The sequence below is a fragment of the Mesorhizobium subarcticum genome (assembly GCF_055456085.1).
Genome location: NZ_CM144237.1, coordinates 4288864 through 4314590, shown reverse-complemented (window position 1 = coordinate 4314590; position 25727 = coordinate 4288864). Strand labels below are relative to the sequence as shown.

Here is a 25727-nt window from a genome sequence, read left to right as displayed (position 1 = left end):
CGCTAAACCGCGGCTCGGGAACGCCGGTCACGCCAAGGCACCACGTCGAGCACGATCGCAGGGTCGGGGTTGTCGTAGTTGATGGTTGGGGGGATCGTACAATTGCGGAGGGTGAGTACCGAGAACACCGCTTCGTGTGCCCGATCATCGACTTGTTGGAGGATACCGGAAGCGACGGCATGCGATCCCCGAAAACCGTCGGCATGGCCAGATACTCCATCTTGTCATTCTCAGGAGCCGACGTGCCGTGGGCGTTGACGTAGTCTCTGGCCGCTGCCGCGATCCTCGCGTCAGTTAGGGCCGCACGCATAGCACCGATGGCAGGCGACGTATCCGGTTTTGATCGGGTGCGATCATCTGCCTTTTCCCCGCAACCTTGCATGATGGCGAGAACCCCGGCCCCTTGCCCCACCGCTGCGGCCAGTGGCTCCAAGACCATCGCCCCCGCGCCTTCCGCCGTGACAAAGCCGGCACGGTCCAGTGAAAACGGCTTGGCGGCCTTGTGGGGATCGTTGTTGCCGGTTGGTGCCGAGAGCAGGGAAAAGCGGATCAGGGCTTCGCCGCCGCCGATCATCAGCACTTCACGAACCTGTTTTGGATCAGCAGGCCGAAGATCGCGTGCACATACGGAACCACGCTAACGCCGTCCCTGTCACACTCGCTCTGGAAACATCCACCTTGGCGGTAAATGAACGAACCGGTATCCTTGGCTTGCAGGACCTCGATATTGCCAAAATCGGAGTGGTATTTCGCTATCCGGATCATGCCATTGCAGCTGGGCTCAGGGTCTCGCACGTTTGCCATTGCAGGCAATCAGCCTGCCGGCCCGATTTTGCCGACAGGGCCAAATCACCAAGCGGTACTTACATCAAAATCAATGTTTTATGCATCAGTTATTGACGATAGAACCCTTTAATATATGTTGCAACTTGCACGCATGATATCCAACATCTCACATCAAGAGGACCCGCCACGTGATCACGGCTCCCCAGCTACGCGCCGCCAGAGCGCTTCTCGGTATCGACCAGCGCAAGCTCGCGGACCTGTCCGGACTTTCCGTGCCAACGATCCAACGCATGGAGGCAAGCGAGTCCATGATAAGGGGCAATGTCGACTCGCTGATGAAGCTGATCGGCGCCCTGGAGCTGGCCGGCGTCGAATTGATCGGCGATGGCATACCGAGTCAGGTTGGAGGTCGCGGTGTCAGGCTAAAGGCCGACTTCGATCCGGCGAAGCTCTCCGGCGACGCTACTGGCAGAGCCAACGCCGGTCTGGCGACGGTCACGTGATCCGCGCTGTCGCATGTCTGCATCAACTACGCGTCCCGCATCGCCTTTTCGCAGGTCCTGCCCGACGAAAAAGGAAAGCGCCATCGCCTGTCTGGCTGCACAGATACAATTGGCATCCCCCGCACAGCAGCTTAAAGTCCAAACCATCTATCAGTCGCCTCGCCCTAACCGGGGACAACCTGTTGAGGCTCTACAACCAGGCGGTCAAATGCCGCAAATATCCTGGCGACGTGTTCCGGCAGGTATTCCCCCGTGTCAATCTCGTCGCCAAGTGAGACCAGGCCGGCATCAAGGATGGGCAGAGAGCCCAGGACCATGTTTAGTTTGCCGGGCGTTTCGGCGAGCCTGGAAAGATCATCCACCACTATGACGTCGCCCGAGTTGATCGCGCCAAGCAATTACGTCAGGCGAGGTTGGTGTTTGGACCGTTCGACATAAACCCGATCGCATCCTGCTTTCAGTAAGCGTGAGGTATAGCCCCGTCCTCGTCAGTTACATTCAGAAGGGCATACCCCAAGCGCATTGCGAGTCCTAAGCTGGTAGATGCAACTTCCGCAGTTGCTGTTGCGCCTCGTCGAGGGTGTTGGTGAAGTCAACCTGCGGTGAAGCCACGCCGCGAAGATTCAAGGCCTGGATGACGCCGGGCGACGCGCCTGCAATGAAAAACCGTAGACCGGCCTTATGTGCCTTATGAACGGCACTTTCGATGATGTTGGCGGCTGTCGAATCCAGAAACGGCACCGCTGAAAAATCAAGGATGAGATTCTTCCGTTCACTTGAAATGCGGTCAAGTACGGTGCCTACGGCCGAGGCCGCACCGAAAAAGAAAGCCCCGGTAATCCGGTACACGACCGTGTCCGGATCCGTAGCTGTGGCAACGTCGTAAGGCGGACGGTCATCGACGTCATCGGCCATGTCCTCAGGCACGAGGGGGGCGTGCTGCTCGATGCCAGTCGCTTGCGACATCCGATGGATGAACAGCAGCGCACCGAGGGCGAAGCCTACCACAATCGCTTCCGAAAGGCTCCGGAACACGGTGAGGCCGAACGTTGTTAGCAGGACCACGGCATCGCCCCACGAGGTCCGCACGAGCGTTGCGAACTCTTGCTTTTCCGCCATGCCCCATGACACTACGGCGAGCACCCCTGCAAGGCCGGCTAAGGGAATGAAGCTCGCGAGCGGGGCTGCCACCAACATGAACAGGAGGATGAAGCCTGCGTGGAATACGCCCGCCAAGGGGCTCCGAGCCCCGGCCCGCACATTGGTGGCGGTGCGGGCGACCGTGCCAGTGGCACAGATGCCCCCAAATATCGCAGACGCGATGTTGGCCATGCCTTGGGCGACAAGTTCCATGTTGGACCGGTGGCGACGCCCTGTCATGCCGTCTGCCACGATGGCCGACAGCAGCGATTCAATAGCGCCAAGGAGAGCGAACGAAAGGGCGTCGGGTAATACTGCCAATGCCTTGTCGAGCGAAAGAGGTGGCAGGGAAGGCCGAGGCAGGGAGCTGGGTATGCCTCCAAAGCGCGTGCCGATGGTTTCGACAGGGAGCTTAAGCACGACAACCAGGACGGAGCCAACGACAACCGCGATCAGGATCGCAGGCCAGCTGGGCCTCACACGCCTGACACCGACAATGAGGCCGATGGTGATCAGCGCTACAGCGACAGCCGCAGGGTTGATAGTCGAAATGGCTGCGGCAAGCACCTGAAGCTTGGAGACAAAGTCCGCCGGCTCCTTGACGGTTAGTGTCAGGCCCAGAAGGTCGTGCACCTGGCCGGCAAAGAGGATCACAGCAATACCGGAAATAAAGCCTACGGTAACCGGGAAAGGAATGAATTTGATGTAGCTGCCGAGGCGCAGGAACCCCAACAACATCAGGAAGATGCCCGCCATGATGGTGGCCAGCAGCAGCCCGTCGAAACCATGGTTGGCGACCGTGGTGGCGACGATCACGGTGAACGCGGCCGCCGGGCCGCCGATCTGGAACCGGCTCCCGCCAAAAAGTGAGATCAGGCATCCGCCCACCACCGCAGTAAACAAACCGCGCTCCGGCGTCGTGCCGGAGGCTATGGCAATCGCCATCGATAGCGGCAGGGCGACAATGGCGACGGTCAGTCCGGCCAGAAGATCCGCGCGGAGGCTGGCGACGCCATACCCCTCGCGCAGGACAGTGATGATTTTCGGAGTGAAAAGCTCGACGAACGTCGGCTGGGACGGACGCGAGACTGGTGGGGCCATATCCAAAGCATGAGCCTTCCTGAGTTGAAGGCGGCGGGATCGTCGGCGGGAGGGTCGGCGGTCACCGTCGCGGTGACGGTTGTTCAATGTGCCTTACCAAGAAGCGTGTCGGTGTGACGCAGCCGGACGCCACGCCCTCCCCGGTCACTGCGTTCGAGATCGTTGATGAAATCCACCCCCACGCTGTTGAGCGCGTGGACGACCTTGGTCAAAGAATCAACCACCCCGCGCACGTTGCCGTCGCTCGCTTCCATCCGCTGGATGGTAGCGATCGACACGCCCGACAACTCGGCCAGTTTGATCTGGTCGATGGCAAGCAGTGCCCGGGCGGCCCGCATTTGAGCAGAAGTGATCACGCCATCCCCTTCCAACATGCAATTGAGCCATCTGAAAATTGTATAATGATGTTTAAACCAGCAGTCAAGATATGTAAAACACGATAAATTGCATGTAGCGAGTGATCTATGGGGAAATCAGGCGGCTTGCGCGTGCGAGGGTGACCCACACCTCGGCAGGTCACGCTCGCCTGCATTGCATTCGTCGCCCGGAACTTAGGAGATGACGGAGCTTCGATGGCGCGAGGCCATCTCGGATCTGACTCCACCGCGCGCTTCAAGCGCCTGCGCCATCAACAGGCCAGCCTCGGCCTCGGCAAGGAACAGTTCGGCGTCGGTCTCTGTCGCGTCAGATCGTTGAAAGATGTCGTTACGTTGTCATGCCGCAAGCGCGCGGCCCTTGCAAACGTGGGATAAGCGAAATGAGTACTATCCGTGATGCCGGCCTTGGCTTCCGCAGCTCTGATCTGAATTTCGATCTCTCTGGCGACGCGCCCCAGATCCGCGATCATGGCATCGAGTTGCAGCTGCCGCCGCCCGCTCTGGCTGACCTGAAACTGCTTCAGGCGGACCAGATTGGCGGGCAGTTTCATGGCACAGCACTCCGGAAAGCAACCCTCGCTTTCGTCACCGCGCCCGGCGGCCCAAGGATCGTTCGGTTGACACACCGACGGTTTCCGGCGCGTGGGTAACATGCGCGCCGGGCAATCGCTCATGGAGGTGCCGGGTTTCCGCTGCCTCAGCTTATTTGCATTAAGCTCTCGTGGCGGGCGCATCCTTCAGAAAGGATTGACAACCGGCTGGTCGGGGCGCCGTGTCCCGGTTCAGTGTATTGGAATGAAGCAATGCCCCATTGGCCGCAATCCTCGCCGAAGTTCTATCTCACTGCACCCACGGTCTGCCCATACCTGGACAGTCAAGTCGAGCGGAAGATCTTCGCGCACCTGCTGGACGACAAGGCTAACGTGTTGCACGACCAACTGTCGCAAAGCGGGTTCCGCCGTTCGCAGAATATTGCTTACCGCCCGGCGTGCGATGCGTGCCATGCATGCGTATCGGTGCGAATCGTGGTCAGCGAATTCACGCGGACCCGATCAATGCAACGTGTCTGGCTGCGCAACTCCAACCTGAGCCGGTCCCGTTACCAGGCCAAGGCCTCCAATGAGCAGTTTGCACTGTTCCGGCGCTACGTCGCTGCGCGCCACCGCACAGGTGGCATGTCCGACATGGATGTGCTGGACTACGCGCGGATGATTGAGGATACCCACGTCAGGACCAAGGTGATCGAGTATCGACGCCCGACGCCGGGCGAGCCTGTTCCAGGCACAGGCGCAGGCACATTGGTCGCAGCAGCGCTCACCGACGTGATGGTTGACGGGCTGTCGATGGTCTATTCCTTTTATGAGCCTGATGATAAAGGCGCGTCCCTCGGCACGCTTATGGTTCTCGACCACATCGAACGGGCGCGCGCCCTCAAGCTCCCCTACGTGTATCTCGGCTACTGGGTCAGGGGCTCCCGCAAGATGCAGTATAAAACCCGGTTTTCACCGCAGGAGCATCTTGGTGCGAATGGGTGGGAGCGGCACGACCCCTCCCTGTAACACTCGGCATTGTGTCCGGAAAACGACCGTTTCCAGCACACTCGGCCGAGGTGGGTTCCAAATCGTTATTCGTAGGCCGGTTGTGTACGACAACTATGTGCGGAGTCCTATTGTCCGGAAAACGGCTACCTGCCACGACAGGGGTAACCCCGGAGATCTGCTAGGTTTGGCGGCCTCCAAATGCGACCATGCCTCAGCGGAAAAAATCACGAGTAGACACTTTCTACATACCCCAGCTAACGGTCCCATCCCTCGATCATATTTGATTAAGTATCTGATAAATATGACTATTATCGCCACAGCACATTGATCCACAACCATCCCTCTGGCGATCCGACACCGTCGCGCGCCGACATCGAGATGACGAAGGAAATCATCGACGCGGGCAAGCGGCTGGGCATCGCCGTGCACGACCACATCATCATCGAGCGCAACGGATACGCCAGCCTGAAGGGCCTGCTGCTGATCTGATCGGCACGGGTGTCGGTGCCGCCCAGTGGCACATCGGATTACCCGCCAAACCGCGGCTCGGGAACGCCGGTCACGCCGAGGCCTGTGATGGCGAACAGGCTGCCACGCAGGACACCGTCGCCGGGAAAGCGCGGCAGCGGCGGCTTGGCCATCGAGGTGACGTAGAGCGTGTCAAGCTTCGGCCCACCGAACATCACGCTGGTGATCTTCTTCACCGGCATGTCGATGATGCGATCGACGCTGCCGTCAGGCGCATATCGCACCAGGCGGCCGTCATAAACCAGCGCATTCCACAGATAGCCCTCGGCATCGACGGTCGAGCCATCGGCCGCACCGCCCTTGCTGGTGTCGACGCGCGCGAAGGTGCGGCGGTTGGTGGCAGTACCCGTGGCGATGTCGTAATCATAAGCCCAGATCTCGCCGGTCCAGGTATCGGCGAAGTAGAACGTGCGGTCGTCAGGGCTCCAGCACGGACCGTTGGAGCAGATGATGCCGGAATCGATCATGGTGACGGAGAAATCCGGATCGAGCCGATAGAGCCCGCCTGACGGCCCCTCCTCCATCGTGTCCATCGAGCCGGCGAAGAAACGGCCGCGCCGGTCGACCTTGCCGTCATTGAGCCGGTTCATCGGCCGGTCCGGCTCGGGATCATGGATCAAAGTCACATCGCCGGTGGCGAAATCGAGCAGATGGAAGCCGCGCTGCAGTGAGACGACCGCGCCGCTGCCATCCCTGCGCAGCGCCATCGAGCCGATCTTCATCGGCACGTCCCAGGAGCGGATCTCATGCCCGTCGGCGGTGGCGCGGAACACGCGCCCGTCGAAACTGTCGATCCAGTAAAGACGCTCCTGTTCGACGTCCCATAGCGGGCCTTCGCCAAGTGTCGTCTTCACGTCCACCACGACTTCGATCTTCATGCCATCCTCCTGTGTATAGGCATCCCGTGCTGCGATTATCGCCCCGCGTCAGAAGGCGACCTTGTCGCCACCCTTCAGCGACAGGATTTCGCGCGCCTCGTCCGGCGTCGCCACCTCCATGCCAAGCCCTTCGATGATCTTGCGCGCCAGGAGGACCTGCTCGGCATTCGACTTGGCGAGCTTGCCCTTGCCGGCCCACAGGCTGTCCTCCAGCCCGACGCGGATGTTGCCGCCGAGTGCGGCCGATTGCGCAGCGATGCGCAGCTGGCTGGCGCCGGCGCCGAGCACCGACCAGCGGAACTGGTCGCCGAACAGCCGGTCCGCGGTGCGCTTCATATGGGCGACGTCTTCGGGATCGGTGCCTATGCCGCCGAGCAGGCCGAACACCGACTGCACGAAGAACGGTGGCTTCACCAGGCCGCGATCGGCGAAATGCGCGAGGTTGTAGAGATGCGCAATATCGTAGCACTCGAATTCGAATCGCGTGCCATTGTCGTAGCAAGTCGCCAGAATGTACTCGATGTCCTTGAACGAGTTGCGGAAAACGAGGTCGCGCGTCGCCTCCAGATGCGGCTTTTCCCAGTCGAACTTGAAGGTCTCGTATTTGTCGGCGAGGTGATAGAGCCCGAAATTGATCGAGCCCATGTTGAGCGAGGCGACTTCCGGCTTGAACTGGGCGGCCGGGCGCACGCGCTCCTCGACCTTCATATAGGGGCTGCCGCCGGTGGTGATGTTGATGGCGGCATTGGTGCCCTGCTTGACGCGCGGCAGGAAGCGGGCGAAGGCTTCCGGCGTCTGGTCGGGCTTGCCGGTTTCCGGGTCTCGCGCATGAAGATGCAGGATCGCGGCACCGGCCTCCGCCGCGGCGATCGCCTCCGAGGCGATCTGATCCGGCGTGATCGGCAGATAGGGCGACATGGTCGGCGTATGGATCGCGCCCGTCACTGCGCAAGTGATGATGACTTTGCCTCTGGCTGCCGTGGCGCTGGGCTTGCGGCTGGTTTCTTTCATTGTCCGAACTCCTGATCCGATTTTATCTTGTGCGCCGCCAGCGCCATCAGCCGGCGATCCCGCCAGACCTGCCGCTCACCCAGGCCTTCCCTGGGCAAGCGCTTGCTGCGCTCGGCCTCGACGGTTTTCATGACCTCGCCCGCCCAGTCGACCCGGCGCAGCATCTGCGGGAAGATGTTGGAATAGATGCCCTGATAGCGCTCGACATAGTCGCGCACACCGCCGGGCGCGTTGAGGTCGATGGTCTCGAATGGTCCCATGAAGGACCAGCGCAGCGCCAACCCGTCACGGATGCCGATATCGACATCCTCGACGCTGGCGTAGCCGTCGGCGACAAGCCGGAAAGCTTCCTCCAGCAGCGCTCCTTGTAGGCGATTCATGATGAAGCCGTCGAGCTCACGCTTCATCACCAATGGCGCATGGCCTGCATCGATGAGGAAGGCGCGGGTCCTTTCCAGCGTCTCGGCGGAGGTCCACGGCGCAGGCACCACCTCGGCCGCCGGAATGAGATAGGGCGGGTTGATCGGATGCACGACCAGGCAGCGGTGCCGCCCTTGCAGATGGTCGGTGAATTTCGACGGCAACAGCGCCGAGGTGGAACTGGCGATGACCGTTTGCGGGCCGGCAAGGCTATCGATCAGCGAGAAAACCTGCCGCTTCACGTCGAGGTTTTCAGGTGTGTTCTCCTGGACATGGGTTGCATCGGCCAGCGCCTCCCCTAGCTCGCGGACGATGGCGATGCGGCCAAGCACTGTGCCGACGGATTGCCCGCGCAACAGGTCATTCGAAGCGAGATCGCCGAGTACGCCTTCTATGTACTCGCGCGCGCCGCCCGTCGCGGCGGGCGACTGGTCCCACATCCGTACATCATGGCCGGCGCGGGCGAAGCTGATCGCCCAGGCCCGACCGATGAACCCGCTTCCGACAATCGCGACATTGGCCATGGATTGCTCCTCAAAGTGTTTCGACGTTGCCGTCGACGCCGAGCGACTGGCCCGAGATGTTGATGCCTGCGTCGGAGAGCAGGAATGCGACCATGGAGGCGACGTCATAAGGGCTGGTCATGCGGCGCAGCGAAATGTTCTGCAGATAGCGCCCGGTCATCTCCTCATGGCTGATGCCGACCTGTTTGGCACGCGCTGAGATGACGCCTTCAATGCGTGGTCCCTCGATGATGCCGGGCAGGATGGCATTGACCCTGATGCCGTGCGGCCCAAGCTCCTTGGCGAGGCTCTGGGTGAAACCAATGACGCCGAACTTGGCCGCCGAATAGGGCGTGCGGAACGCGTAACCATGGCGGCCGGCCGCCGACGACATCGACACGATCGAGCCGCCGCCTGCCGCCTTGATCAGCGGCACGGCGCGCCGCGCGCACAGGAACTGGCCGGTCAGGCAGATATCGATGCAGCGCCGCCAGTCATCCGGTTCGATCTCGTCGACACCGCCGGTCGGCCCGGCAATGCCGGCATTGTTGATCAGCGCGTCGAGCCCGCCAAGTTTTTCCTGAACCGTCAAGAACAGCCGGTCGACGTCCTCGTCGCGCGAGACATCCGCCTTGACCGCAGCGACCAGGTCGATCTTGCCCGGAGCGGCAGCCAACGCCTCGTCGGAAACATCGCAGATGACAATGCGTGCTCCAAGCCGCGACAGCGTCTCGGCGATGGCAAAGCCTATGCCGCCTGCGCCTGCCGTCACCAGCACGCGCTGTCCTTTCAGCCCAGCCAGAAATTCGTCCGCCGATGCGGGTGCGTTAGCGCTCATCGTCCTGTCCTTTTCATTGCAGCCGCCGTTCACGCAGCGCCATGACGGCACCCAGAACGACCAGCCCGTAAAGAATTGCCCTTGTGGCATAGGGAAGCGTTGTGCCGGCCAGCAGCATCTGCAGCGCCGTCAAAAGCAGCACGCCGCCGAGCATGCCGAGATAGTGGCCACGCCCGCCAGTGATCAGCGCACCGCCAACCACCACCACCGCGATCGACGGCAAGAGATAATCGTCGCCCATGCCAAGGCTCGCCTGGCCGGAAAAACCGGTCAGCATGATGCCGACGACAGCAGCGCAAACGGCCGACAGCATGTAGACCAGGATCAGCGTGCGCTCGACACCGATGCCGGAAAGGCGCGCCGCGCGCAGCCCGTTGCCGATGCCATAGACCCTGCGCCCGAACGGCGTGCGTCCAAGCAGCAGCACCGCTGCCGCGACGAAGACGACCATCAGCAGGACGATCGGCGTCACCAAACCCAGCTTGGCCGTCATGAACCAGCGCAGCATCGGCGAGGAAAAACCGGCCGGGGTTCCCTGCGAATAGATCAGCGCGAAGCCCTGCAGGATGCCGTTGGTGGCAAGCGTCATGACGATCGGCGAGATGCCGAGATAGGCGATGCCGAAGCCATTGGCGAAGCCGATGGCGCAGGCCATCACCAGCACGACCGGCAAGGCATGGACAAGGGCAGCATCGGAGCCATTGACCATGCCGGCCAGGACGATGCCGGAAATGCCGATCGTCCACGGCACGGAAAGATCGAGGCCACCGGTCAGGATGACGGTGCCCTGCCCCAGCGCCAGCACGGCAAGGAAGGACGACAGCACCAGCAGCGAATTCCAGTAACCCGGATTGAGGATAGCGCGGCCGAGCCAGACCTGGGTAACGACGACGATGATGAGCAGGCAGACATAGGCGGGCAGCGCATAGCGCAGTGTCTCGGCGTTGCGCAGGCGAAAAGCCGGGCGTGGCGATGCCGGACCGCGCTGGCCTTGCGAGGGCCCAGTGATCTTCAGCCGCCGGTCGACCGGCTCGAGCTGCGAGGGCAAGATGCCGGCGCGCCAGGCGGCGAGCCGGGCGCGCGCCGCGCGCAGCTGCACGGCAAGCACCGATGCGTGCGACAAGGACCCGGCAAGGGCCGCCAGCACTAGAATGGTGCCTTCCGCGATGGTCGCGTAGTAGGCCGACACATTGAGCACCAGCAGGATGTTCACCACCATCATCAGGATAAAGGCGCCGAAGACGGTGCCCACCGGACCACCTTGCCCACCGCCAAGGCGCGTGCCGCCGACCACGACCGCCGCGAACATCGACAGAAGCAGTGGATTGCCGACCAGCGGGTCGCCGCTGCCGGTCTGCGCGCTGATGAACACACCGGCAAGGCCGTAGCAGCCGCCAGCGATGACATAGACGGCAAAGCGCACCAGCACGACATTGATGCCGACGGCAGCCGCCGAATCCGGGTCGCTGCCGACGGCATAGAGTGCTGTGCCGAAACGAGTTCCCTTCAGCCAGAACCAGGCGAGCAGGACAACGCCGATCACCACCAGCGGCATCGGCAGCCAGCCGGTGATCGCGTCACCCAGATAGAAGCTGCCGAGATCGGGCGAGACGAAGCCGCCGGGCTTGTCCATCACCAGCAGCGTCACGCCTTGCAGGATGAACATGGTGGACAGCGTCACCACGATCGGCTGCATGCGCAGCACCGCGATGAAGAAGCCGTTGAAGGCGCCCACCGCCATGCCGACGCCGACGCCGACCGCGGTCCACAACAGGATGCTGGCGCCTGGCGCCATCGGGTCCATGCTCGATGCCAGCACGGCATTGACCAGCGATATGACCGCCCCGGCGGACAGGTCGAAACCGCCCGACAGGATCACGATGGTCTGGCCGATCGCCGCCAGCGCCGAGGTCGCGCCACCGCTCGACAGGAAAGACACGTCGAAATAGGTCAGCGGCCCGGCGCTGATCCAGTCAACGATGAAAAGCAGGATCGCCAGCACGGCTGCCGCGATCAGCGCGCCGCGATTGCGAATCAGCGCGCGGCGCAACCCGAAACCAGCGGGAGCAGGAGGTGAAACGCCGCTCATGCGGCGGCTTCCCCGGCATGGCCAAGCGCCGGGCGCATGATGGCGGGCTCGGTGATGGCATCACCTTCGAGCTCGGCAGCGATGCGTCCGTCGTAGAGGACCAGGACCCGGTCGCATTGGTGGACGAGTTCGGGAATCTCGGTCGAATGCAGCAGGATGGAGCCGCCGGCGGCGACGTAGTTTCGCATCATCACATAGAGCTCATGCTTGGTGCCGACATCAATGCCGCGTGTGGGATCGAACAGAAGCAGGATGCGGCTCTGCGCCACCAGCCATTTGGCAATGGCAATCTTCTGTTGGTTGCCGCCCGAAAACGCACCGGCCCGCGTCCACAGCGCGCGGCGGTCGACCTCGACAGTGGCGAACGCCTCCTCGACGGAGCGGGTCTCGGCCGCGGCATCGACAAGGCCGAAGCGGGTGAAGCGCGACACGACGGGCAACGTGGCGTTCTGGCTGCCCGATAGTTTCAGGAACAGGCCTTCGGATTTACGGTCTTCCGGCACCAGGCCGATGGCCATGTTGGGCCGCAAGGCGTCAGCCGGCGAGCCGAGCCAGACCTTGCGCCCATCGACCAGGACGTCGCCACGGGTGATCTCGGCCATGCCGAAGCAGGCCAGGAACAGGTCCTGCTGGCCCATCCCCTGCAGTCCGGCGACGCCGAGGATCTCGCCCTGGCGCAGGTCGAAGTTCGCGCCGTCCAGCTTGCGCCCGACCTTGAGGTTGCGCACGCCGAGGACCGGCGGACCGAAGGCCTGGGCGCTATCGGGCTTGGGCGGAAAGGTCTGCTCGATGGAGCGGCCGATGATCTTTTCGATGACGTCTGCATCCGAGACATCGGCGACCGGCGCGGTGACGATGTGGCGGCCGTTCCTCAGGATCGTCAGCGTGTCGCAAAAGGCGCGCACCTCGCGCATGCGATGGGTGATGAAGACGATGGTCGTGCCCGCAGCCTTCAGTCTGGCGATGATGTCGCCCAGCCAGTCGACGTCGCGGCCGGCGAGCGTCGAGGTCGGCTCGTCGAGCAAAAGGATGCGCGGCTTGCGATAGACGGCGCGCGCGATCTCGATCTTCTGGCGCACCGAAAGCTCGAGCTCGCTGACCTCGGCATCGAGATCGACGGAAAAGCCGAGTTCGTCGATATGGCGGCGGACAGCTTTGCGGGCGGCACCGCGGCGGATCAGGCCGGAGATGCCGACGGGAGCATAGGGCAAAAGCATGTTGTCGAGGACCGAGAGGTCGCGCACCAGGGTCATCTCCTGGAACGCCGTCTGCACGCCCAAAGCATGTGCCGTGCGCGGCGCGCCGTAGCCGATCTCCTTGTCGAAGACCCTGATATGGCCGCTACTCGGCCGCACCAGTCCGGACAACAATTTCACCAGCGTCGACTTGCCGGCTCCATTCTCCCCCAGCAGCGCATGGACGCTGCCGGGCGCGATGCGGAACGACACGCTGTCCAGCGCGACGGTCGGGCCGAACGCCTTGCCGATGCCGTCGATCTCGATGGCGGGGAGCTGTTCTGTCATGTCCTCGATCGCCGGGCTGCACAAGTTTTGGACGCCGCGCGTTGGCGCGGATCGACGATGCGCGGACAAGACGTCAGCGCATCGTCGCGGTTGGCCTTGAGAGGCTCAGTTCTCCGGCTGTCCGACGAGCGCGGCGTTGAGGCCGATCTCGGGCGTCTGGTCCGAAAAGATCGAAGCGAACCAGCCGGGGTTGGAAACCAGCGACGGCTTGAAGACGTTGCAACCGGCCTTCATCTCCGCCCAGGTGCCTTCATCGCACAGCTTGATCGTCTCATTGGTGACGATCGGTAGCGGCAGGATCGTGGTCTTGGGCACATCCTTGCCTTCGATCGCCTCGACGGCAAGTTTTAGCGCCAGAGCCCCGGAATAAGGCGGCGAGGCATAGGAAATGCGTTGCGCGCCCGCCGGTGCATAGGGGGGAGCCGCACCTTCGACGTTGGTGTCATCCGGCAGCATCTGGATGCGGCCGCCATTGGAGCCTTCGCCGGCGCAAGGCAGGAGTTCGCTCGCCTTCTTGCCGGCCTCGAGCTGCATCGAGTTGGCCGTGAAGCAGCCGACCTGCATCCACAGCCCGTTAATGTCGCCCCAACTGCGTGTGGCGAGGATCTTGGAGAGTTCGGTGCGGGCGACCGCCTGGCTCCACATGCCGACAGCCTCGCCGACAATCTTGATGTCGGGATATTTGGCAAAGACTTCCTTGGCGGCCTTTGTGCGCTGATCGTCGACGGAAGTTCCGGGAACACCGGTGATGGCGATGATGTTGCCCTTGCCGTTGAGCTTCTTGACCAGCCATTCGGCGGTCACCCTGCCCGCTTCGAGTTGATCAATATGGACATTGTAGGCACAAGGTTCGGTGATCTCGGCGTCGTAGGCAAAGACCTTCACGCCCTTGTCGCAGGCATTTTTCACCACCTGATTGAGCGCGGTGGGCGAAATCGGATAGACGACGATCGCCTCGGCGCCGCTTTGCACCATGGCGTTGATCTGCTGGATCTGGCGCTGCGCGTTGGGCCCGGCGACCTGGACCTGCAGGTCGACCTTGTCGGCAAGGCTCTTGTGGGCGGCCATGGCCTTGACCATGTTTGCCGCCTCGGCCTGCCAATCATTGCCGATATAGCTCATGCTGAGAAAGATCTTGTGCTTTTCGGCGGCTTGCGCGGCCGAGATGCCAAAGGCGCAAGCGGCCATGCCGGCCAGCAGCGCGAGCCGCCGGACTTTCAATCCGATACCCATGTAAATTCCTCCCGATACGAACGACCGAATGCCTCCCAAGGGCACGAAACGTAGCCCTCGCCATCCGATGTCGATAACCCTAACATCATTTGATCAAAGATCAATGATGAAATAGCTTTATATCAAGGTGACTGTCACCTACGCTTGACGCGACAGCCGGAACCCTGCATTCCGGAACGGGTTGTGGCGCGGCCTTTGCGCGGGAAGGTTGATGGGAGATGGCCGGAGCGGCGTTTAGGAAGCCTGGTGTCGAGATCGTGCCCCTGTCCAGGGAGACCCTGCAGGACAGGGTCTATCGCCATGTCACCGAATTAATCCTCGACGGCAGCATCGTGCCGGGCGAGATGGTGACAGTGCAAAGCCTGGCCGACGCCTTCGGCGTCAGCCCGATGCCGGTCCGGGAAGCATTGCGGCGGCTGACCGCGGCCAATGCCTTGATGGTTGTTTCAGGCCGCTCGATCGGCATTCCCGCACTCAGCCGGGCGCGACTCGTCGATCTCAGGAATGTCCGCTTCGAGATCGAGGCGATCGCCGCAGCCTGGGCGGCCGAGCGCATCGACGACCAGGGCATCGTGCAGCTCGGCCTGCATTTGGCAGCACTCGAACAGGCCAATGCGGCGGGAGACGTCAAATCCTATCTGCGCGCCAACTACGCTTTTCATTTCTCCATCTACCGGGCGGCGGGCTCCGAAAACATCCTCAACATCATCGAGAATCTGTGGCTGCAGATCAGCCCCTATTTCAACATGCTGCATGATTCAGGGAACTATTCGACCGCCAACGAACACCACCAGGAGATGTTCGCCGCACTGCGAAATCGCGATGCTGAAGCGGTGCGGATCGCGGTCCGCGCCGACATCGACGCGGCTTTCGACGTGCTGGTCGACCTGCTGAAATAGGGTTACAAAGCCGGCTAAAATAACCGCGCATTTTTGCTCTCTATTGAAGTGAGCCAACTGCCTCCCCAGCATGCGATAGTCGCTACAAAGTATCCAGGATGGACCCGATACATGACCACACAGGCCACCGCGGCTGAAATCGTGATCGTCGGAGGCGGTATCTATGGTGCGAGCCTCGCCTACGAACTGGCGTGTGCCGGCAAGACCGTTGCGCTGCTTGAGGCCGACGACATCGCGGCCGGCGCATCGGGCGGCCCCGGTGAACGGGGCGTGCGTGCAAACAGCCGCGATTTGCGGGAGTTGCCGATGGCGACTGTCAGCTTTCCGCGCTGGGAGAAGTATCAGGAACAATTCGAAGACGGCGTTGGCTACCGCCGGATCGGCGGGCTTCATCTCTTCAACATCCCTCACGGCGCCCATGAGCATGAGGTGCGCGGCAGTATGGAAGCGATGGCCATGGTGCAGAACGCGCTTGGCGTTTCTTCTGAGCTTCTCAGCCGCGACGAAACGCTGGAACGCGAGCCGGAACTGTCGGGGGATATTATCGGTTCCGTCTATTGCCCGAATGACGGCGTGTGCGATCACACCTTCGCCACGCTGGCATTCGCCAAACAGGCGCGCAAGGCTGGAGCGAACCTGCGGGCCGGCGCACGCGTCACCGAAATCCTCCACGACAAAGGGAGGGCAACGGCGGCCAGGCTGGCGAGTGGTGAAATCGTGCCGGTTGGCGAGAAACTCGTTCTCCTGGCCAACAACGGTGTGCTGCCGCTGCTCAAACCGATCCTCCAGCCGCAGGAAATCATGCCCGTCATCAGCCAGATGCCGCAGATGATGTTCGTCACCAACCCACGCGGCAAAAAGATCAATCATCTCCTGGGTCATGCCTACCGCACGCTGTCGGTGAAGCAGCTCCAGGATGGAACGCTGATGCTTTCAGGCGGTCAGAGTGTCGCCCATACGCCGGAGGGCCATTGGAAGGGATCGCTCAGTTCGACAGCGCTCGGCCTCACCAATGCCATCGCGACCTTGCCCTTCATCGACGAGTCCTCCTTCCTCAAGGTCAATGCTTCCCGTATCGAGAGTTGCGCGGTTGACGGCATCCCGATCGTCGACACGCCGGCTGCCTTGCACAACACCATCTATGGGTTTGCCTGGACCGGCCATGGCTTTGCCATCGCCCTTGGCTTCACCAAATACCTTACCGACTGGATCGTCGGCGGGGAGAAGCCGCAAGCGCTTGAGGTCTTTTCGGGAAAACGGTTTCAGGGGCCACTTGCCCACTGATGCATGCCGCCTGAAGCGCCACGAAATCCGGTCAGGGTGGATTCGTCCGGCACGTTCCGGCAATCTGCGTGACCGCCCCTTCAAGCCCGGCAAGGTCGAAATCCGCCTGGCCGCGCCCTGACAACAATCCGAACCGCCAGGAAAGTGACAGCTCGCTTGCGGAGACAAGACGCTTGATGCCGTCGCCGCCGTCGCGCACCAGAACCCTGCCGCGCGGACCGACAGACCAGCTTTCATCAAACTTGCCGCCACCGTTGACAGTGACCGACATGGTGATCTTGCGGCTGGCCGAAACCGCGTCATTCAATTCCAGCCATTCGGTCCAGCGCGGTTCGCCAGCGGCCCGGCAGGCAATGGTCAGCACAGGGCTGTAGCTCAACGCCCCGCCGCCGGTGATCAGTTTGTTGGTGGCATGAAGCGACGCGGTGACGAGGCCGCCATCGTCCGTCCCGAAGCGCCAGTCGCCAGCGATCGCGTCGGCGTGGGCAATGTCACAGGAAAAGGCCAGAACGAGCGCCAGGGCGACAGCACGCCCCGTTTCGAAGAATAAGCTCAACGCCCCCTCCAGGAACCATACGGTTTGCAGCACCAGCGCAGATAATGATCAACGCATGGTGTCGCCAAGTGCCGCCTCCCGCAAAGGCAACCGGCTGTTGCAGTTTCGCAACGAAAAAGGCCGCCTTAAGGGCGGCCTTCGTCGATTCCATCAAATGGGGAGCTTATTCGGCGTCCTTGGCGGCCTTCTTCTTCGGCGCAGCCTTTTTCTTCGGCTCTTCCGTCTCGTCGCCAGCCTCACCAGCCTTGGCCTCAGCCTTCTTGGCCGCGGCCTTCTTCGCCGGCTTGGCCTTGGTCGTGGTTTCGGCTTCCTCGTCGTCGGCCATCAGCTCTTCCTTGCTGACCTTGACGTCGGTGACCGAAATCTGGCCGAGCAGGTGGTCGACCACCTTCTCCTCGAACATCGGCGCCCGCAGCGCATTCAGCGCCTCGGGGTTGCTGCGGTAGAACTCGAAAGCTTCCTGCTGCTGGTTGGCCGGGAAGCGGCGAACCTGCTCGAACAGGCCGCGCTGCAGTTCCTCATCCGATACGGTGACACCGGCCTTCTCGCCGATCTCTGCCAGCACCAGGCCAAGGCGCACGCGGCGCTCGGCAAGACGCAGATATTCGGCGCGGGCTTCTTCTTCCGTCGTCTCTTCGTCAGCGAAGGTACGGCCGGCTGCTTCCAGGTCGCGATTGACCTGTGCCCAGATGTTGTTGAACTCGGCCTCGATCAGCTTCGACGGCGCTTCGAACGAATAGGCCGCGTCGAGCTGGTCGAGCAGCTGGCGCTTGACCTTCTGGCGCGTCATCGAGCCGAACTGGTTCTCGATCTGGCCGCGCACCACGTCACGCAGGCGCTCCAGCGATTCCAGGCCGAGGTTCTTGGCGGTCTCGTCGTTGATTTCAAGCGCGCCGGGCTGGGACACTTCCTTGACGGTGACGTCGAAGGTCGCTTCCTTGCCGGCCAGATGCGCTGCCTGGTAGTTTTCCGGGAAGGTCACGGTGACCTGCTTTTCGTCACCGGCCTTGCTGCCGATGAGCTGATCCTCGAAGCCGGGGATGAACTCCTTGGAGCCCAGCACCAGCGGTTGGTCGGTGCCGGCGCCGCCGGCAAAGGCCTCGCCGTCGATCTTGCCGACATAGTCGATGCTGACGCGGTCGCCTTCAGCGGCCTTGCCGGTCTTCGGCTCGTAGCTGCGCGCCGATTCGGCAACGCGCTTGACCTGGTCGTCGATCTCGGTGTCCGGCACCTCGAACACCTGGCGCGTCACCTTGATGTCGGAGAAATCCTTGATCTCGATCGCCGGAATGACCTCGTAGTTGAGGCGGAACTCGAAGTCGGTGCCGCCGGCCAGGATCTTCTCGGCTTCCTTCTCGTCCTCGGTCATGATGACTTCGGGCTGCATGGCGGCTTTCTCGCCGCGACCCGTGATGATCGAACGGGTCGAATCGTTGAGGATCTCGTTGACCACTTCGGCCATGAACGACTTGCCATAAACCTTGCGCAGGTGCTGCACCGGCACCTTGCCGGGGCGGAAGCCGTTGATGCGGACCTTGTTCCTGGCGTCTGACAGACGCGCCATCAGCTTGGCTTCCATGTCACCCGCCGGCACGGTGATCTTGATCTCGCGCTTGAGACCGGAGTTGAGCGTTTCGGTGACCTGCATCGTAAAACCTTTGTTTTAACCAATGAGACTGCCACGGCCTCTGCCGTTTACAGCCTGCCGGTATATTCTTGCCGGGAATGGCTTTTGGTACGGAACCTGGCGATTTGACCGAAATTACGGCTCAAACTCTCCCAAACTGCGTTCCAAAATGTGAATAAGTTCTTGTTTTTCCTACTTCTTATCACATCTTGTAGAAGCGGATCGTCGCGTCCCGTCACATTTGACACGCCTTTTGTCACAGGCGAGGCTAATTTTCAACAGTCTTCGCGTTTAGGCGAATAACCAACATTTTGGCCATCACCCGACATTTTGGACCTGACCCGACATCTTGAACCTGACATTGACAGAATGATGGCTACATGGGATTGCCGGGCAACGCGGGTATGGCGGAACTGGTAGACGCACCAGATTTAGGTTCTGGCGAGAGATCGTGGGGGTTCGAGTCCCTCTACCCGCACCATCCTTCGCTCTTCGAGCTTCGGGTGGCAGGCCACCTTAGAGCCGACTCCCTGACCTAGTACAGCGGCTCCTCGAACAGCGTCTTGTCGCCGTCGACCAGCGCCTTGATCTGCGCGGTGCCGTCGCTGGCGAGCGCAAGCCGTATCCCGAACGGGCGCACGCGCATGTCGTTCTGGATCGCCATGCCCTGGCCTTCCGGCAGATAAAAGCGCTCGATACCGTAGTCCGGTGCGATCGACGCTCCCTCGCTGCGAAGGTCCCAGCCCTCCGCGACATGGCCTGATATGTCCGCCTCGTCGGCAGCCGCCGGCGCGGACGCCTTGCCGAACCAGGCAGTGGTTGGCGTCCAGTAGCCGTCGGCGCCCTTTTTCAGCCTGACGACAATCGAGGTGTCGTCGCTGGAGAGTTTATCGGCGGGAATGTTGGCGATCATCTTAACCGGTATGCGCGAAATGTCGTAGCCGAGGGTGATGTAATCGCCGCGCAGCAGGTCGCGCGGATCGACGGGTTCGATCTTCAGCAGCACTTCCTTGCCGTCGCGCAGGATCGCCGCCCGGCCGGCGATGATCCAGCTGAGGAAACCTATCTGGACGATCGCCAGCACCAGCGCCGAGATAACAAGCCTCTTTCCGGTCATCATGCCGTGGCTCCCGTGCTGGCTGGACCCTTCATGCGTTTTTCGACGCGGATGATGACGACCGCAAGAATGCCGAGCAGCACCGCGGCGGCAAGGAAGAAGCCGGCCGTGTCGAGCATCGATTGCAGGGTCACGACATAGATGATGGCGAGTTCGAAGGCGAAGCCAAGATAGGCAAGCCAGCGCAGGCCTCGACTTTCTCGCCCCGCGAGCACGATAGCGGCAACGATGCCGGCAAGTGCAGCAACCGAGGCGATGGTGAAACCGCTGTCGTAGGTGCTGTTGTCGGCCAGCTCGAGCTGGATGATGGCGAGGCCGGTGAGGAAGCCGAGTAGCGCGTGCAGGGGTAAGCGCCCGCCAAGCTGCAAGATCCCGTCGACCGGCTCCGGCGCAAAGACGCCAGCCGCGAAGAGCACGATGGAGACAATGACCAGGGGGATCGCCACCGGCAGCGTGGCGTGATTCATCGCCAACAGCACGAGATAGAAGAGCAGCGACAGGATAATCAGGTGTCGCGCAGGCTGGCTGCGGGTCCAGAATGACACGGCAAACAGCACAACCGCCATGACGACGAAGGCATGCGGAAACGCGCTCCGGCTGTAATAATCGAACCCTTTCAGAAACAGCCAGGCATCGGCGATGCCGACCGCTGCGATGGTCAGCGGGTTCGACCGCAGTGCGACCGCCGCCAGCGCCGTGCCGGCGCCCCAGGTGACGAGCGCCGAAGCCTCGTCGCCGGACAAATGATACATCTGGCCGATCAGCGCGATCGAACCGCCGAAAGCAGCCGCCGCCACGATCCACAGCGCCTCGCCAATCGCGGCATGGTCGCGTGTCTTCAAGACCGCGCCGCCGACATAGCCGCCAAGGATGACAATAAAGAGTGCCGCCACGCGCGCCAGGCGCGGGATCGCGTCCCAGTTGGCGGCGACGAAGATCAGGATGGCCGCGCCAAACAGCAGGGCCGCCATCATCGCCAGGATGGAACCGAAGCTGAGCGATTGACGCGCGTTGGCCTCGACGTCACGCCTCAGGGAATCGGCTGTCGCGGCGTCGATCAGGCCTGCCTGCAGCCAGCGCGCAATATCCGACCTCACTCGTGACGAATAGCCCGCCATTCCGCGTCTCCCCCAGTCTGGTCTTTTTTCAGCCGAACCAGCCAAACCGTTGACGTCACGGCACTTTCTGATTCTGGCTTCTTTATGTCAGGTCCGTGAAGCCGCGTTAATGTTGCATTGCACAATTTGCATTGCTGCCATGCAGCCATAGCGCTTTTAAATCGATATAGGCCCGCCTATTTATGGTTCGTACACAAACGGAATGATCCGCAAGAAAGACGAAACGAGAACTACCATGAACCTGATCCGCAACTACCGCAACTGGCGCCGCTACAGGGACACCGTGTCCGAGCTGAGCCGCCTGAGCAACCGTGAACTGACCGACCTCGGCATCAGCCGCAGCGACATTCCTTACGTCGCTCGCAAGGCGGTCTAATTCTTCGGGCCGCGAATGGTCCGAACAAGATTTGAAAAAGAGAACGACAATGAACCTGATCCGCAACTATCGTAACTGGCGCGTTTATCGCGAGACGGTTACCGAGCTGGGTCGCCTTTCGAACCGTCAGCTGCATGATCTCGGTATCGTCCGCGACGAAATCAAGATCATCGCCCGGCAAGCCCTCTAATCAGGATGGCGATCTAACTGAATTTCGCTGGGGTCGACCTCCTCCCCGACCTCCAGCGAACGGTCAGCCCTTATCCTCCTCCCGAGGGTTGACCACCAAAACGGCGCCCGCCGCACCTCCTCCCGCGGCGGGCGCTGTTTCTCCGGAGCAAATTCGATTTGCCCAAAAGGGTTTCGCCCCTTTTCAAAACGCGAAAGAGATTTCGTCGAAGCCGACCTCCTCCCCGGCGATGACGAATAGGCCTAACCTTCACCTCCTCCCGAGGGTTGGCCACCAAAACGGCGCCCGCCGCACCTCCTCCCGCGGCGGGCGCTGTTTCCCCGAGCAAAATGAATTTGCTCAAAAGGGTTTCGCCCCTTTTCAAAACGCGAAAGAGATTTCGTCAAAGCCGACCTCCTCCCCGGCGATGACGAATACGGTCGGCCTTCACCTCCTCCCGAGGGTCGACCCCAAAAACGACACCCGCCGGACCTCCTCCCCCGGCGGGTGTTGTTGTTTTCAGGGCAGGCTTTCCAGATCAGACGTTCCGGTTAACGCCGCGCGACAATTGCAATCGCGGCGGCAAGCGATTATTCCGGCGCTCATGAGCAAAAACCCCATCCACATTATCGGCGGCGGTCTCGCCGGTTCCGAAGCCGCATGGCAGGCGGCGCAAGCCGGCGTTGCCGTTGTGCTGCATGAAATGCGCCCGGTTCGCGGCACCGACGCCCACAAGACCGATAGTCTGGCCGAGCTGGTCTGTTCCAACTCCTTCCGCTCCGATGACGCCGAAAACAATGCGGTCGGCCTGCTTCACGCCGAAATGCGGCTGGCCGGCTCCTTGATCATGAGCGCCGGCGACGCCAACCAGGTGCCGGCCGGCGGCGCGCTGGCCGTCGACCGCGACGGTTTCTCCGAAGCGGTGACGAAAAAGCTCGAAGCGCATCCGCTGATCACCATCCAGCGCGAGGAAGTGCCGGGCCTGCCGCCGGCGGAGTGGGACCAGGCGATCATCGCCACCGGTCCGCTGACCGCGCCTTCGCTTGCCCAGTCGATCGCCGAGACGACCGGTGCCGATGCTCTCGCCTTCTTCGACGCCATCGCGCCGATCATCCATTTCGACACGATCGACATGGACATTTGCTGGTTCCAGTCGCGCTACGACAAGGTTGGTCCCGGGGGCACCGGCAAGGACTACATCAACTGTCCGATGGACAAGGAGCAGTATCTGGCCTTCGTGCAGGCGCTGGTCGACGGCCAGAAGACCGAGTTCAAGCAGTGGGAAGGCACGCCCTATTTCGACGGCTGCCTGCCGATCGAGATCATGGCCGAACGCGGCGTCGAAACGCTGCGCTACGGGCCGATGAAGCCGATGGGCCTGACCAATGCGCACAATCCGACGGTCAAGGCCTATGCCGTTGTCCAGCTGCGGCAGGACAATGCGCTGGGTACGCTCTACAACATGGTGGGCTTCCAGACCAAGCTGAAGCACGCCGAGCAGGTGCGCGTTTTCCGCACCATTCCGGGCCTGGAAAACGCCGACTTCGCCCGCTTGGGCGGCCTGCACCGCAACACCTACATTAATTCGCCGACCTTGCTCGACGCCTCGCTGCAGCTGAAGTCGCGCCCCGGCCTGCGCTTTGCCGGGCAGATCACCGGCTGCGAGGGCTACGTCGAAAGTGCTGCGATCGGCTTGCTCGCCGGCCGCTTCGCCGCCGCCGAGCGGCTCGGCCATGCGCTGTCGCTGCCGCCGCTCACCACCGCCTTTGGCGCGCTGCTCAATCACATCACCGGCGGCCACATCGTTTCCGACGACGAACCGGGCAAGCGCTCGTTCCAGCCGATGAATGTCAATTTCGGCCTGTTCCCGCCAGTGGAAGCGGTAAAGATCGAAGGCAAGCGCCTGCGCGGCAAGGACAAGACGGTTGCCAAGCGGCACGCCATCACATCGCGCGCGCTGGACGATTGCCGGCAATGGCTAGGCTTGCCGGCGCCGGCAGCGCAAGCCGCCGAGTAGAATCCAGCTCAATGCGGCCGCACGTCCGCGACCGTTGGCTGCGGTAGATTGAGCATCGTGCTCGCCGTCGCGAACACTGCATCGGCGATGTGGGAATGGCCTTCCGCGGTCGGATGGAACGGGCCCCCCAAGCAAACCTCGATCAGATCGAGCAAGGCCCATTGCGACGGCGGCGGTGGCGTGCCGCTGGCCTTGGATTGCACGAACAGACAGATGTCGTTGATGGTGCGGAACCAGCGCTCGCGAGGCGCGTATGCACGTGTGTCGCGGGATGCTTTGAAGTCGGTGTCGCGATAGGCGGAAAACGGTTCGAAATCAAACCAGGTCTCCCGTCCCGACCCGTCGAGATAGTAGTAGGGCAGCATCAGACTCTCGGCGGCTGTAACGCCTCCTGACTGCCGCTTTTGCGCACATATGCCGTGCTTCGCGAAGACGTCACGCTGTGCATCGACAAAATGCCAGTTCCCGGCACGAGCAGCATCGCGTGTTGCGGGGTAGAGAACATTGTTGGCAAAATCGCTGACCGGACGCAGCGTCGGCACGTCGATCGACAGCACGCCACCGGCGTTGAAGCCTTCCAGCCTTGCACGCGGAGTGGCTTCGCCGCAGAGCCTTCCATTCTCGTCGAACTCTATCTTCGGGAACGCGGTCAGCACGATGTTGGGCATTCCACCATTGGTCGCGATCGGAAGCGGCGCCAGAGCTTTGCGCAGGGCGGCAAAGCGGGCGGGCAGCTCCAACGCCCGCTGACGCGCAGTGGCAACATCATGGGCCTTTGCCACCCGCGCGACAGTCCGGATGACCGAAGCACCAAGCGCCTCTGCCCGGATCTTGGTATTGAGGTTCGCGTATGGCGGCCTCGTCTTGGTCAAAACGTCCACGATCAGTGGTGTAAAGCCGACATCGTTTCCGCCGATAGATACGATCAACATGTCTATCGGTCGCAAGAACCGGCCGGACTTGCAGTCCAAGAGCTTGGCGCTGCGCAATGTACGTCCCTGCTCATCGGTCAGCGGCGTATCAAAGTTGACAGTGCGCGTTGCCTGGGTGCGTAGAAGATCATCCCGGCACAACTCGACCATCAAACGGTCGATCTGCGGCAAATCCCGACGCTGTCGGCCGCCTGGAGAAAAGTAGGAGCTATTGACCGTCTCAACGCCGGCATAAGGAAACAACAGCCCTTCCGTCACTTCGGCGCCGGAGCACGCGAAGCCCAGAAATGTGACCGCGCTGTGCTTGGGATCAGCAAGCGCGACCTGCAGCGCCGTGCGCAGATGGTAGCTATAGGCCGAACGATGACATTTGCGGTCGGCCGGGACGGATTTGATCGCCTGAGTATCGGGGTCGTAGACGAAAGAGAGGTTGAGGTGCTTTCGCTTCGACAAGGGATCGATCTCGACCGGCGTATCGGGATTGCCCTCCCCCGACGAAAAACTGTCGCCTATGCCGGCAATGAGCCGGTCGCGAACCCAGATGGCGGGTTGTGACAGCTTTGTACCGTCGGGCAGATTTACCGAGACATCGACACCACGTGCCGCTTCCGGGATGTCTGGTTCGAAGGGAACGCGCGCTTTCACGTTCGCGGCGCAGGGTTGCTCCGCTGTCGCCGAAAGCTGCCCGCGCCCAGCGATGAAGATCGGCCGCGCTGCCTCCCATCGGCACATGCCCGAAGGCGCGTCGGTCACCGTGAAGAGCACTGTATGGCCTTGCGGGCGCACATAGTCGGTGCGAAGAGCTGTTCCGAAGCTGTCGCTGGTGCAGGACGAATGCCACTGTTCGCGACTGTCCCAGCAGGTGGAGCGGCGAAGATTGATCGGATTGGCCCAGCCACGCTCGGGCCGGCCCGAGCCCTTTGGATTTGGATAAAGCCCTGTGTCCTGCTTGTACCATTCACGAAGCCAGCGCGGATCGTTGAGCAGCCGCTCAAGATCGGAAACCGCCGTCGCCGTGAAGGCGCCGCCATGCGTCGTCATGACCTCGGCCATGGCCTCGCGCTGCATGTCGAAATCGGTGGTTTCGGTGAAATACCGGAATGGATGCTCCACCCTCCAATCGATAGCTGGTGTCGCGTAAGCCAAAGTCGATATCAATAA

Annotated in this window: 23 protein-coding genes, 1 tRNA gene and 3 pseudogenes; 10 read left to right on the top strand and 17 right to left on the bottom strand. The window is 61.9% G+C overall.

Annotation, left to right across the window (positions count from 1 at the left end; all coding sequences use genetic code 11):
- Positions 1 to 8: 8 nt before the first annotated feature.
- Positions 9 to 580: pseudogene (locus ACZYHG_RS21030) on the bottom strand (beta-ketoacyl-[acyl-carrier-protein] synthase family protein); the annotation flags it as partial.
- A 394-nt stretch (positions 581 to 974) separates the two neighbouring features.
- Between ACZYHG_RS21030 and ACZYHG_RS21025 the strand changes: the two are divergent.
- Positions 975 to 1289, top strand: a complete 315-nt coding sequence (locus tag ACZYHG_RS21025; protein ID WP_027061187.1) for a helix-turn-helix domain-containing protein — start codon at positions 975 to 977, stop codon at positions 1287 to 1289.
- Positions 1290 to 1369: 80 nt separating this feature from the next.
- Positions 1370 to 1483, top strand: a pseudogene (locus ACZYHG_RS21020) (IS481 family transposase); the annotation flags it as partial.
- Here the strand turns inward: ACZYHG_RS21020 and ACZYHG_RS21015 are convergent.
- From ACZYHG_RS21015 to ACZYHG_RS21000, 4 genes are all read right to left on the bottom strand, one after another.
- Complete coding sequence (locus ACZYHG_RS21015) at positions 1454 to 1687, bottom strand: hypothetical protein (RefSeq protein ID WP_464614864.1); 234 nt, start codon at positions 1685 to 1687, stop codon at positions 1454 to 1456. The pseudogene ACZYHG_RS21020 and the gene ACZYHG_RS21015 sit on opposite strands and share 30 nt — an antisense overlap.
- Before the next feature lie 133 nt (positions 1688 to 1820).
- Positions 1821 to 3530 (bottom strand): SulP family inorganic anion transporter, encoded by a 1710-nt coding sequence (locus ACZYHG_RS21010; protein WP_464614753.1) that lies wholly within the window; start codon positions 3528 to 3530, stop codon positions 1821 to 1823.
- Positions 3531 to 3613: 83 nt separating this feature from the next.
- The gene (locus tag ACZYHG_RS21005) at positions 3614 to 3886 is read right to left on the bottom strand and encodes a helix-turn-helix domain-containing protein (protein WP_464614752.1); all 273 of its coding nucleotides are present in this window, start codon (positions 3884 to 3886) and stop codon (positions 3614 to 3616) included.
- A 272-nt stretch (positions 3887 to 4158) separates the two neighbouring features.
- Positions 4159 to 4458: a hypothetical protein gene (locus ACZYHG_RS21000; RefSeq protein ID WP_464610200.1), complete on the bottom strand. Its 300-nt coding sequence runs from the start codon at positions 4456 to 4458 to the stop codon at positions 4159 to 4161.
- A gap of 252 nt (positions 4459 to 4710) precedes the next feature.
- Between ACZYHG_RS21000 and ACZYHG_RS20995 the strand changes: the two genes are divergently transcribed.
- Together ACZYHG_RS20995 and ACZYHG_RS20990 are read left to right on the top strand one after the other, a co-directional pair.
- Positions 4711 to 5466: an arginyltransferase gene (locus ACZYHG_RS20995; RefSeq protein WP_464610199.1), complete on the top strand. Its 756-nt coding sequence runs from the start codon at positions 4711 to 4713 to the stop codon at positions 5464 to 5466.
- A gap of 306 nt (positions 5467 to 5772) precedes the next feature.
- A pseudogene (locus ACZYHG_RS20990) lies at positions 5773 to 5937 on the top strand (JAB domain-containing protein); the annotation flags it as partial.
- A 38-nt stretch (positions 5938 to 5975) separates the two neighbouring features.
- Here the strand turns inward: ACZYHG_RS20990 and ACZYHG_RS20985 are convergent.
- The 7 genes from ACZYHG_RS20985 to ACZYHG_RS20955 all read right to left on the bottom strand — a co-directional run bounded on the left by ACZYHG_RS20985 (position 5976) and on the right by ACZYHG_RS20955 (position 14471).
- On the bottom strand, positions 5976 to 6854 hold the full coding sequence (locus ACZYHG_RS20985; RefSeq protein ID WP_464610198.1) for an SMP-30/gluconolactonase/LRE family protein: 879 nt from the start codon (positions 6852 to 6854) through the stop codon (positions 5976 to 5978).
- Positions 6855 to 6902: 48 nt separating this feature from the next.
- Positions 6903 to 7865: a 3,5-dioxohexanoate:acetyl-CoA acetone transferase gene (gene kce / locus ACZYHG_RS20980; RefSeq protein WP_464610197.1), complete on the bottom strand. Its 963-nt coding sequence runs from the start codon at positions 7863 to 7865 to the stop codon at positions 6903 to 6905.
- Positions 7862 to 8809, bottom strand: a complete 948-nt coding sequence (locus ACZYHG_RS20975) for a 3-hydroxyacyl-CoA dehydrogenase (RefSeq protein WP_464610196.1) — start codon at positions 8807 to 8809, stop codon at positions 7862 to 7864. Before ACZYHG_RS20975 ends, kce begins: the two co-directional genes overlap by 4 nt.
- 10 nt (positions 8810 to 8819) lie before the next feature.
- Positions 8820 to 9626: an SDR family oxidoreductase gene (locus ACZYHG_RS20970; RefSeq protein ID WP_464610195.1), complete on the bottom strand. Its 807-nt coding sequence runs from the start codon at positions 9624 to 9626 to the stop codon at positions 8820 to 8822.
- Between the two features lie 13 nt (positions 9627 to 9639).
- Positions 9640 to 11715 carry an ABC transporter permease subunit gene (locus tag ACZYHG_RS20965; RefSeq protein ID WP_464610194.1) on the bottom strand — a complete coding sequence of 692 codons (2076 nt, stop codon included), beginning with the start codon at positions 11713 to 11715 and terminating at the stop codon, positions 9640 to 9642.
- Positions 11712 to 13238, bottom strand: a complete 1527-nt coding sequence (locus ACZYHG_RS20960) for a sugar ABC transporter ATP-binding protein (RefSeq protein ID WP_464610193.1) — start codon at positions 13236 to 13238, stop codon at positions 11712 to 11714. The genes ACZYHG_RS20965 and ACZYHG_RS20960 overlap by 4 nt, the downstream gene beginning before the upstream one ends.
- Positions 13239 to 13343: 105 nt before the next feature.
- A complete protein-coding gene (locus ACZYHG_RS20955; RefSeq protein ID WP_464610192.1) occupies positions 13344 to 14471 on the bottom strand; it encodes a sugar ABC transporter substrate-binding protein in 1128 nt (375 codons plus the stop codon).
- 218 nt (positions 14472 to 14689) lie between these two features.
- On the opposite strand from ACZYHG_RS20955, the gene ACZYHG_RS20950 reads away from it, so the two are divergent.
- Together ACZYHG_RS20950 and ACZYHG_RS20945 are read left to right on the top strand one after the other, a co-directional pair.
- Positions 14690 to 15370 (top strand): GntR family transcriptional regulator, encoded by a 681-nt coding sequence (locus ACZYHG_RS20950; RefSeq protein ID WP_464610191.1) that lies wholly within the window; start codon positions 14690 to 14692, stop codon positions 15368 to 15370.
- Between the two features lie 111 nt (positions 15371 to 15481).
- A complete protein-coding gene (locus ACZYHG_RS20945) occupies positions 15482 to 16654 on the top strand; it encodes an NAD(P)/FAD-dependent oxidoreductase (protein ID WP_464610190.1) in 1173 nt (390 codons plus the stop codon).
- A gap of 31 nt (positions 16655 to 16685) precedes the next feature.
- Here the strand turns inward: ACZYHG_RS20945 and ACZYHG_RS20940 are convergent, their stop codons facing one another.
- Together ACZYHG_RS20940 and tig are read right to left on the bottom strand one after the other, a co-directional pair.
- Complete coding sequence (locus ACZYHG_RS20940; protein ID WP_464614751.1) at positions 16686 to 17210, bottom strand: hypothetical protein; 525 nt, start codon at positions 17208 to 17210, stop codon at positions 16686 to 16688.
- Between the two features lie 163 nt (positions 17211 to 17373).
- A complete protein-coding gene (tig, locus tag ACZYHG_RS20935; RefSeq protein ID WP_464610189.1) occupies positions 17374 to 18858 on the bottom strand; it encodes a trigger factor in 1485 nt (494 codons plus the stop codon).
- A 377-nt stretch (positions 18859 to 19235) separates the two neighbouring features.
- Here tig and ACZYHG_RS20930 point away from each other — a divergent pair.
- A tRNA-Leu gene (locus ACZYHG_RS20930) sits at positions 19236 to 19318 on the top strand.
- Positions 19319 to 19372: 54 nt separating this feature from the next.
- Here the strand turns inward: ACZYHG_RS20930 and ACZYHG_RS20925 are convergent.
- Together ACZYHG_RS20925 and ACZYHG_RS20920 are read right to left on the bottom strand one after the other, a co-directional pair.
- Positions 19373 to 19957: a GDYXXLXY domain-containing protein gene (locus ACZYHG_RS20925; protein WP_464610188.1), complete on the bottom strand. Its 585-nt coding sequence runs from the start codon at positions 19955 to 19957 to the stop codon at positions 19373 to 19375.
- Positions 19954 to 21072: a DUF2157 domain-containing protein gene (locus ACZYHG_RS20920; protein WP_464610187.1), complete on the bottom strand. Its 1119-nt coding sequence runs from the start codon at positions 21070 to 21072 to the stop codon at positions 19954 to 19956. Before ACZYHG_RS20920 ends, ACZYHG_RS20925 begins: the two co-directional genes overlap by 4 nt.
- Positions 21073 to 21307: 235 nt before the next feature.
- On the opposite strand from ACZYHG_RS20920, the gene ACZYHG_RS20915 reads away from it, so the two are divergent.
- From ACZYHG_RS20915 to trmFO, 3 genes are all read left to right on the top strand, one after another.
- Complete coding sequence (locus ACZYHG_RS20915) at positions 21308 to 21448, top strand: DUF1127 domain-containing protein (RefSeq protein WP_013531315.1); 141 nt, start codon at positions 21308 to 21310, stop codon at positions 21446 to 21448.
- Between the two features lie 49 nt (positions 21449 to 21497).
- Positions 21498 to 21638 (top strand): DUF1127 domain-containing protein, encoded by a 141-nt coding sequence (locus ACZYHG_RS20910; RefSeq protein WP_080680729.1) that lies wholly within the window; start codon positions 21498 to 21500, stop codon positions 21636 to 21638.
- A gap of 583 nt (positions 21639 to 22221) precedes the next feature.
- Positions 22222 to 23634 carry a methylenetetrahydrofolate--tRNA-(uracil(54)-C(5))-methyltransferase (FADH(2)-oxidizing) TrmFO gene (gene trmFO / locus ACZYHG_RS20905; RefSeq protein WP_464610186.1) on the top strand — a complete coding sequence of 471 codons (1413 nt, stop codon included), beginning with the start codon at positions 22222 to 22224 and terminating at the stop codon, positions 23632 to 23634.
- An 8-nt stretch (positions 23635 to 23642) separates the two neighbouring features.
- Here the strand turns inward: trmFO and ACZYHG_RS20900 are convergent, their stop codons facing one another.
- Positions 23643 to 25679, bottom strand: a complete 2037-nt coding sequence (locus ACZYHG_RS20900; RefSeq protein ID WP_464610185.1) for an SGNH/GDSL hydrolase family protein — start codon at positions 25677 to 25679, stop codon at positions 23643 to 23645.
- Between the last annotated feature and the right edge of the window lie 48 nt (positions 25680 to 25727).

Bases quoted from the DNA above. Each gene is read 5' to 3' on its own strand.
- ACZYHG_RS20995 (WP_464610199.1), top strand. From the start codon at position 4,711: ATGCCCCATTGGCCGCAATCCTCGCCGAAGTTCTATCTCACTGCACCC.
- ACZYHG_RS20970 (WP_464610195.1), bottom strand. From the start codon at position 9,626: ATGAGCGCTAACGCACCCGCATCGGCGGACGAATTTCTGGCTGGGCTG.
- ACZYHG_RS20965 (WP_464610194.1), bottom strand. From the start codon at position 11,715: ATGAGCGGCGTTTCACCTCCTGCTCCCGCTGGTTTCGGGTTGCGCCGC.
- ACZYHG_RS20985 (WP_464610198.1), bottom strand. From the start codon at position 6,854: ATGAAGATCGAAGTCGTGGTGGACGTGAAGACGACACTTGGCGAAGGC.
- ACZYHG_RS21010 (WP_464614753.1), bottom strand. From the start codon at position 3,530: ATGGCCCCACCAGTCTCGCGTCCGTCCCAGCCGACGTTCGTCGAGCTT.
- ACZYHG_RS20915 (WP_013531315.1), top strand. From the start codon at position 21,308: ATGAACCTGATCCGCAACTACCGCAACTGGCGCCGCTACAGGGACACC.
- ACZYHG_RS20945 (WP_464610190.1), top strand. From the start codon at position 15,482: ATGACCACACAGGCCACCGCGGCTGAAATCGTGATCGTCGGAGGCGGT.
- ACZYHG_RS20920 (WP_464610187.1), bottom strand. From the start codon at position 21,072: ATGGCGGGCTATTCGTCACGAGTGAGGTCGGATATTGCGCGCTGGCTG.
- kce (WP_464610197.1), bottom strand. From the start codon at position 7,865: ATGAAAGAAACCAGCCGCAAGCCCAGCGCCACGGCAGCCAGAGGCAAA.
- tig (WP_464610189.1), bottom strand. From the start codon at position 18,858: ATGCAGGTCACCGAAACGCTCAACTCCGGTCTCAAGCGCGAGATCAAG.
- ACZYHG_RS20960 (WP_464610193.1), bottom strand. From the start codon at position 13,238: ATGACAGAACAGCTCCCCGCCATCGAGATCGACGGCATCGGCAAGGCG.
- ACZYHG_RS20955 (WP_464610192.1), bottom strand. From the start codon at position 14,471: ATGGGTATCGGATTGAAAGTCCGGCGGCTCGCGCTGCTGGCCGGCATG.
- ACZYHG_RS20950 (WP_464610191.1), top strand. From the start codon at position 14,690: ATGGCCGGAGCGGCGTTTAGGAAGCCTGGTGTCGAGATCGTGCCCCTG.
- ACZYHG_RS21000 (WP_464610200.1), bottom strand. From the start codon at position 4,458: ATGAAACTGCCCGCCAATCTGGTCCGCCTGAAGCAGTTTCAGGTCAGC.
- ACZYHG_RS20925 (WP_464610188.1), bottom strand. From the start codon at position 19,957: ATGATGACCGGAAAGAGGCTTGTTATCTCGGCGCTGGTGCTGGCGATC.
- ACZYHG_RS20910 (WP_080680729.1), top strand. From the start codon at position 21,498: ATGAACCTGATCCGCAACTATCGTAACTGGCGCGTTTATCGCGAGACG.
- ACZYHG_RS20975 (WP_464610196.1), bottom strand. From the start codon at position 8,809: ATGGCCAATGTCGCGATTGTCGGAAGCGGGTTCATCGGTCGGGCCTGG.
- trmFO (WP_464610186.1), top strand. From the start codon at position 22,222: ATGAGCAAAAACCCCATCCACATTATCGGCGGCGGTCTCGCCGGTTCC.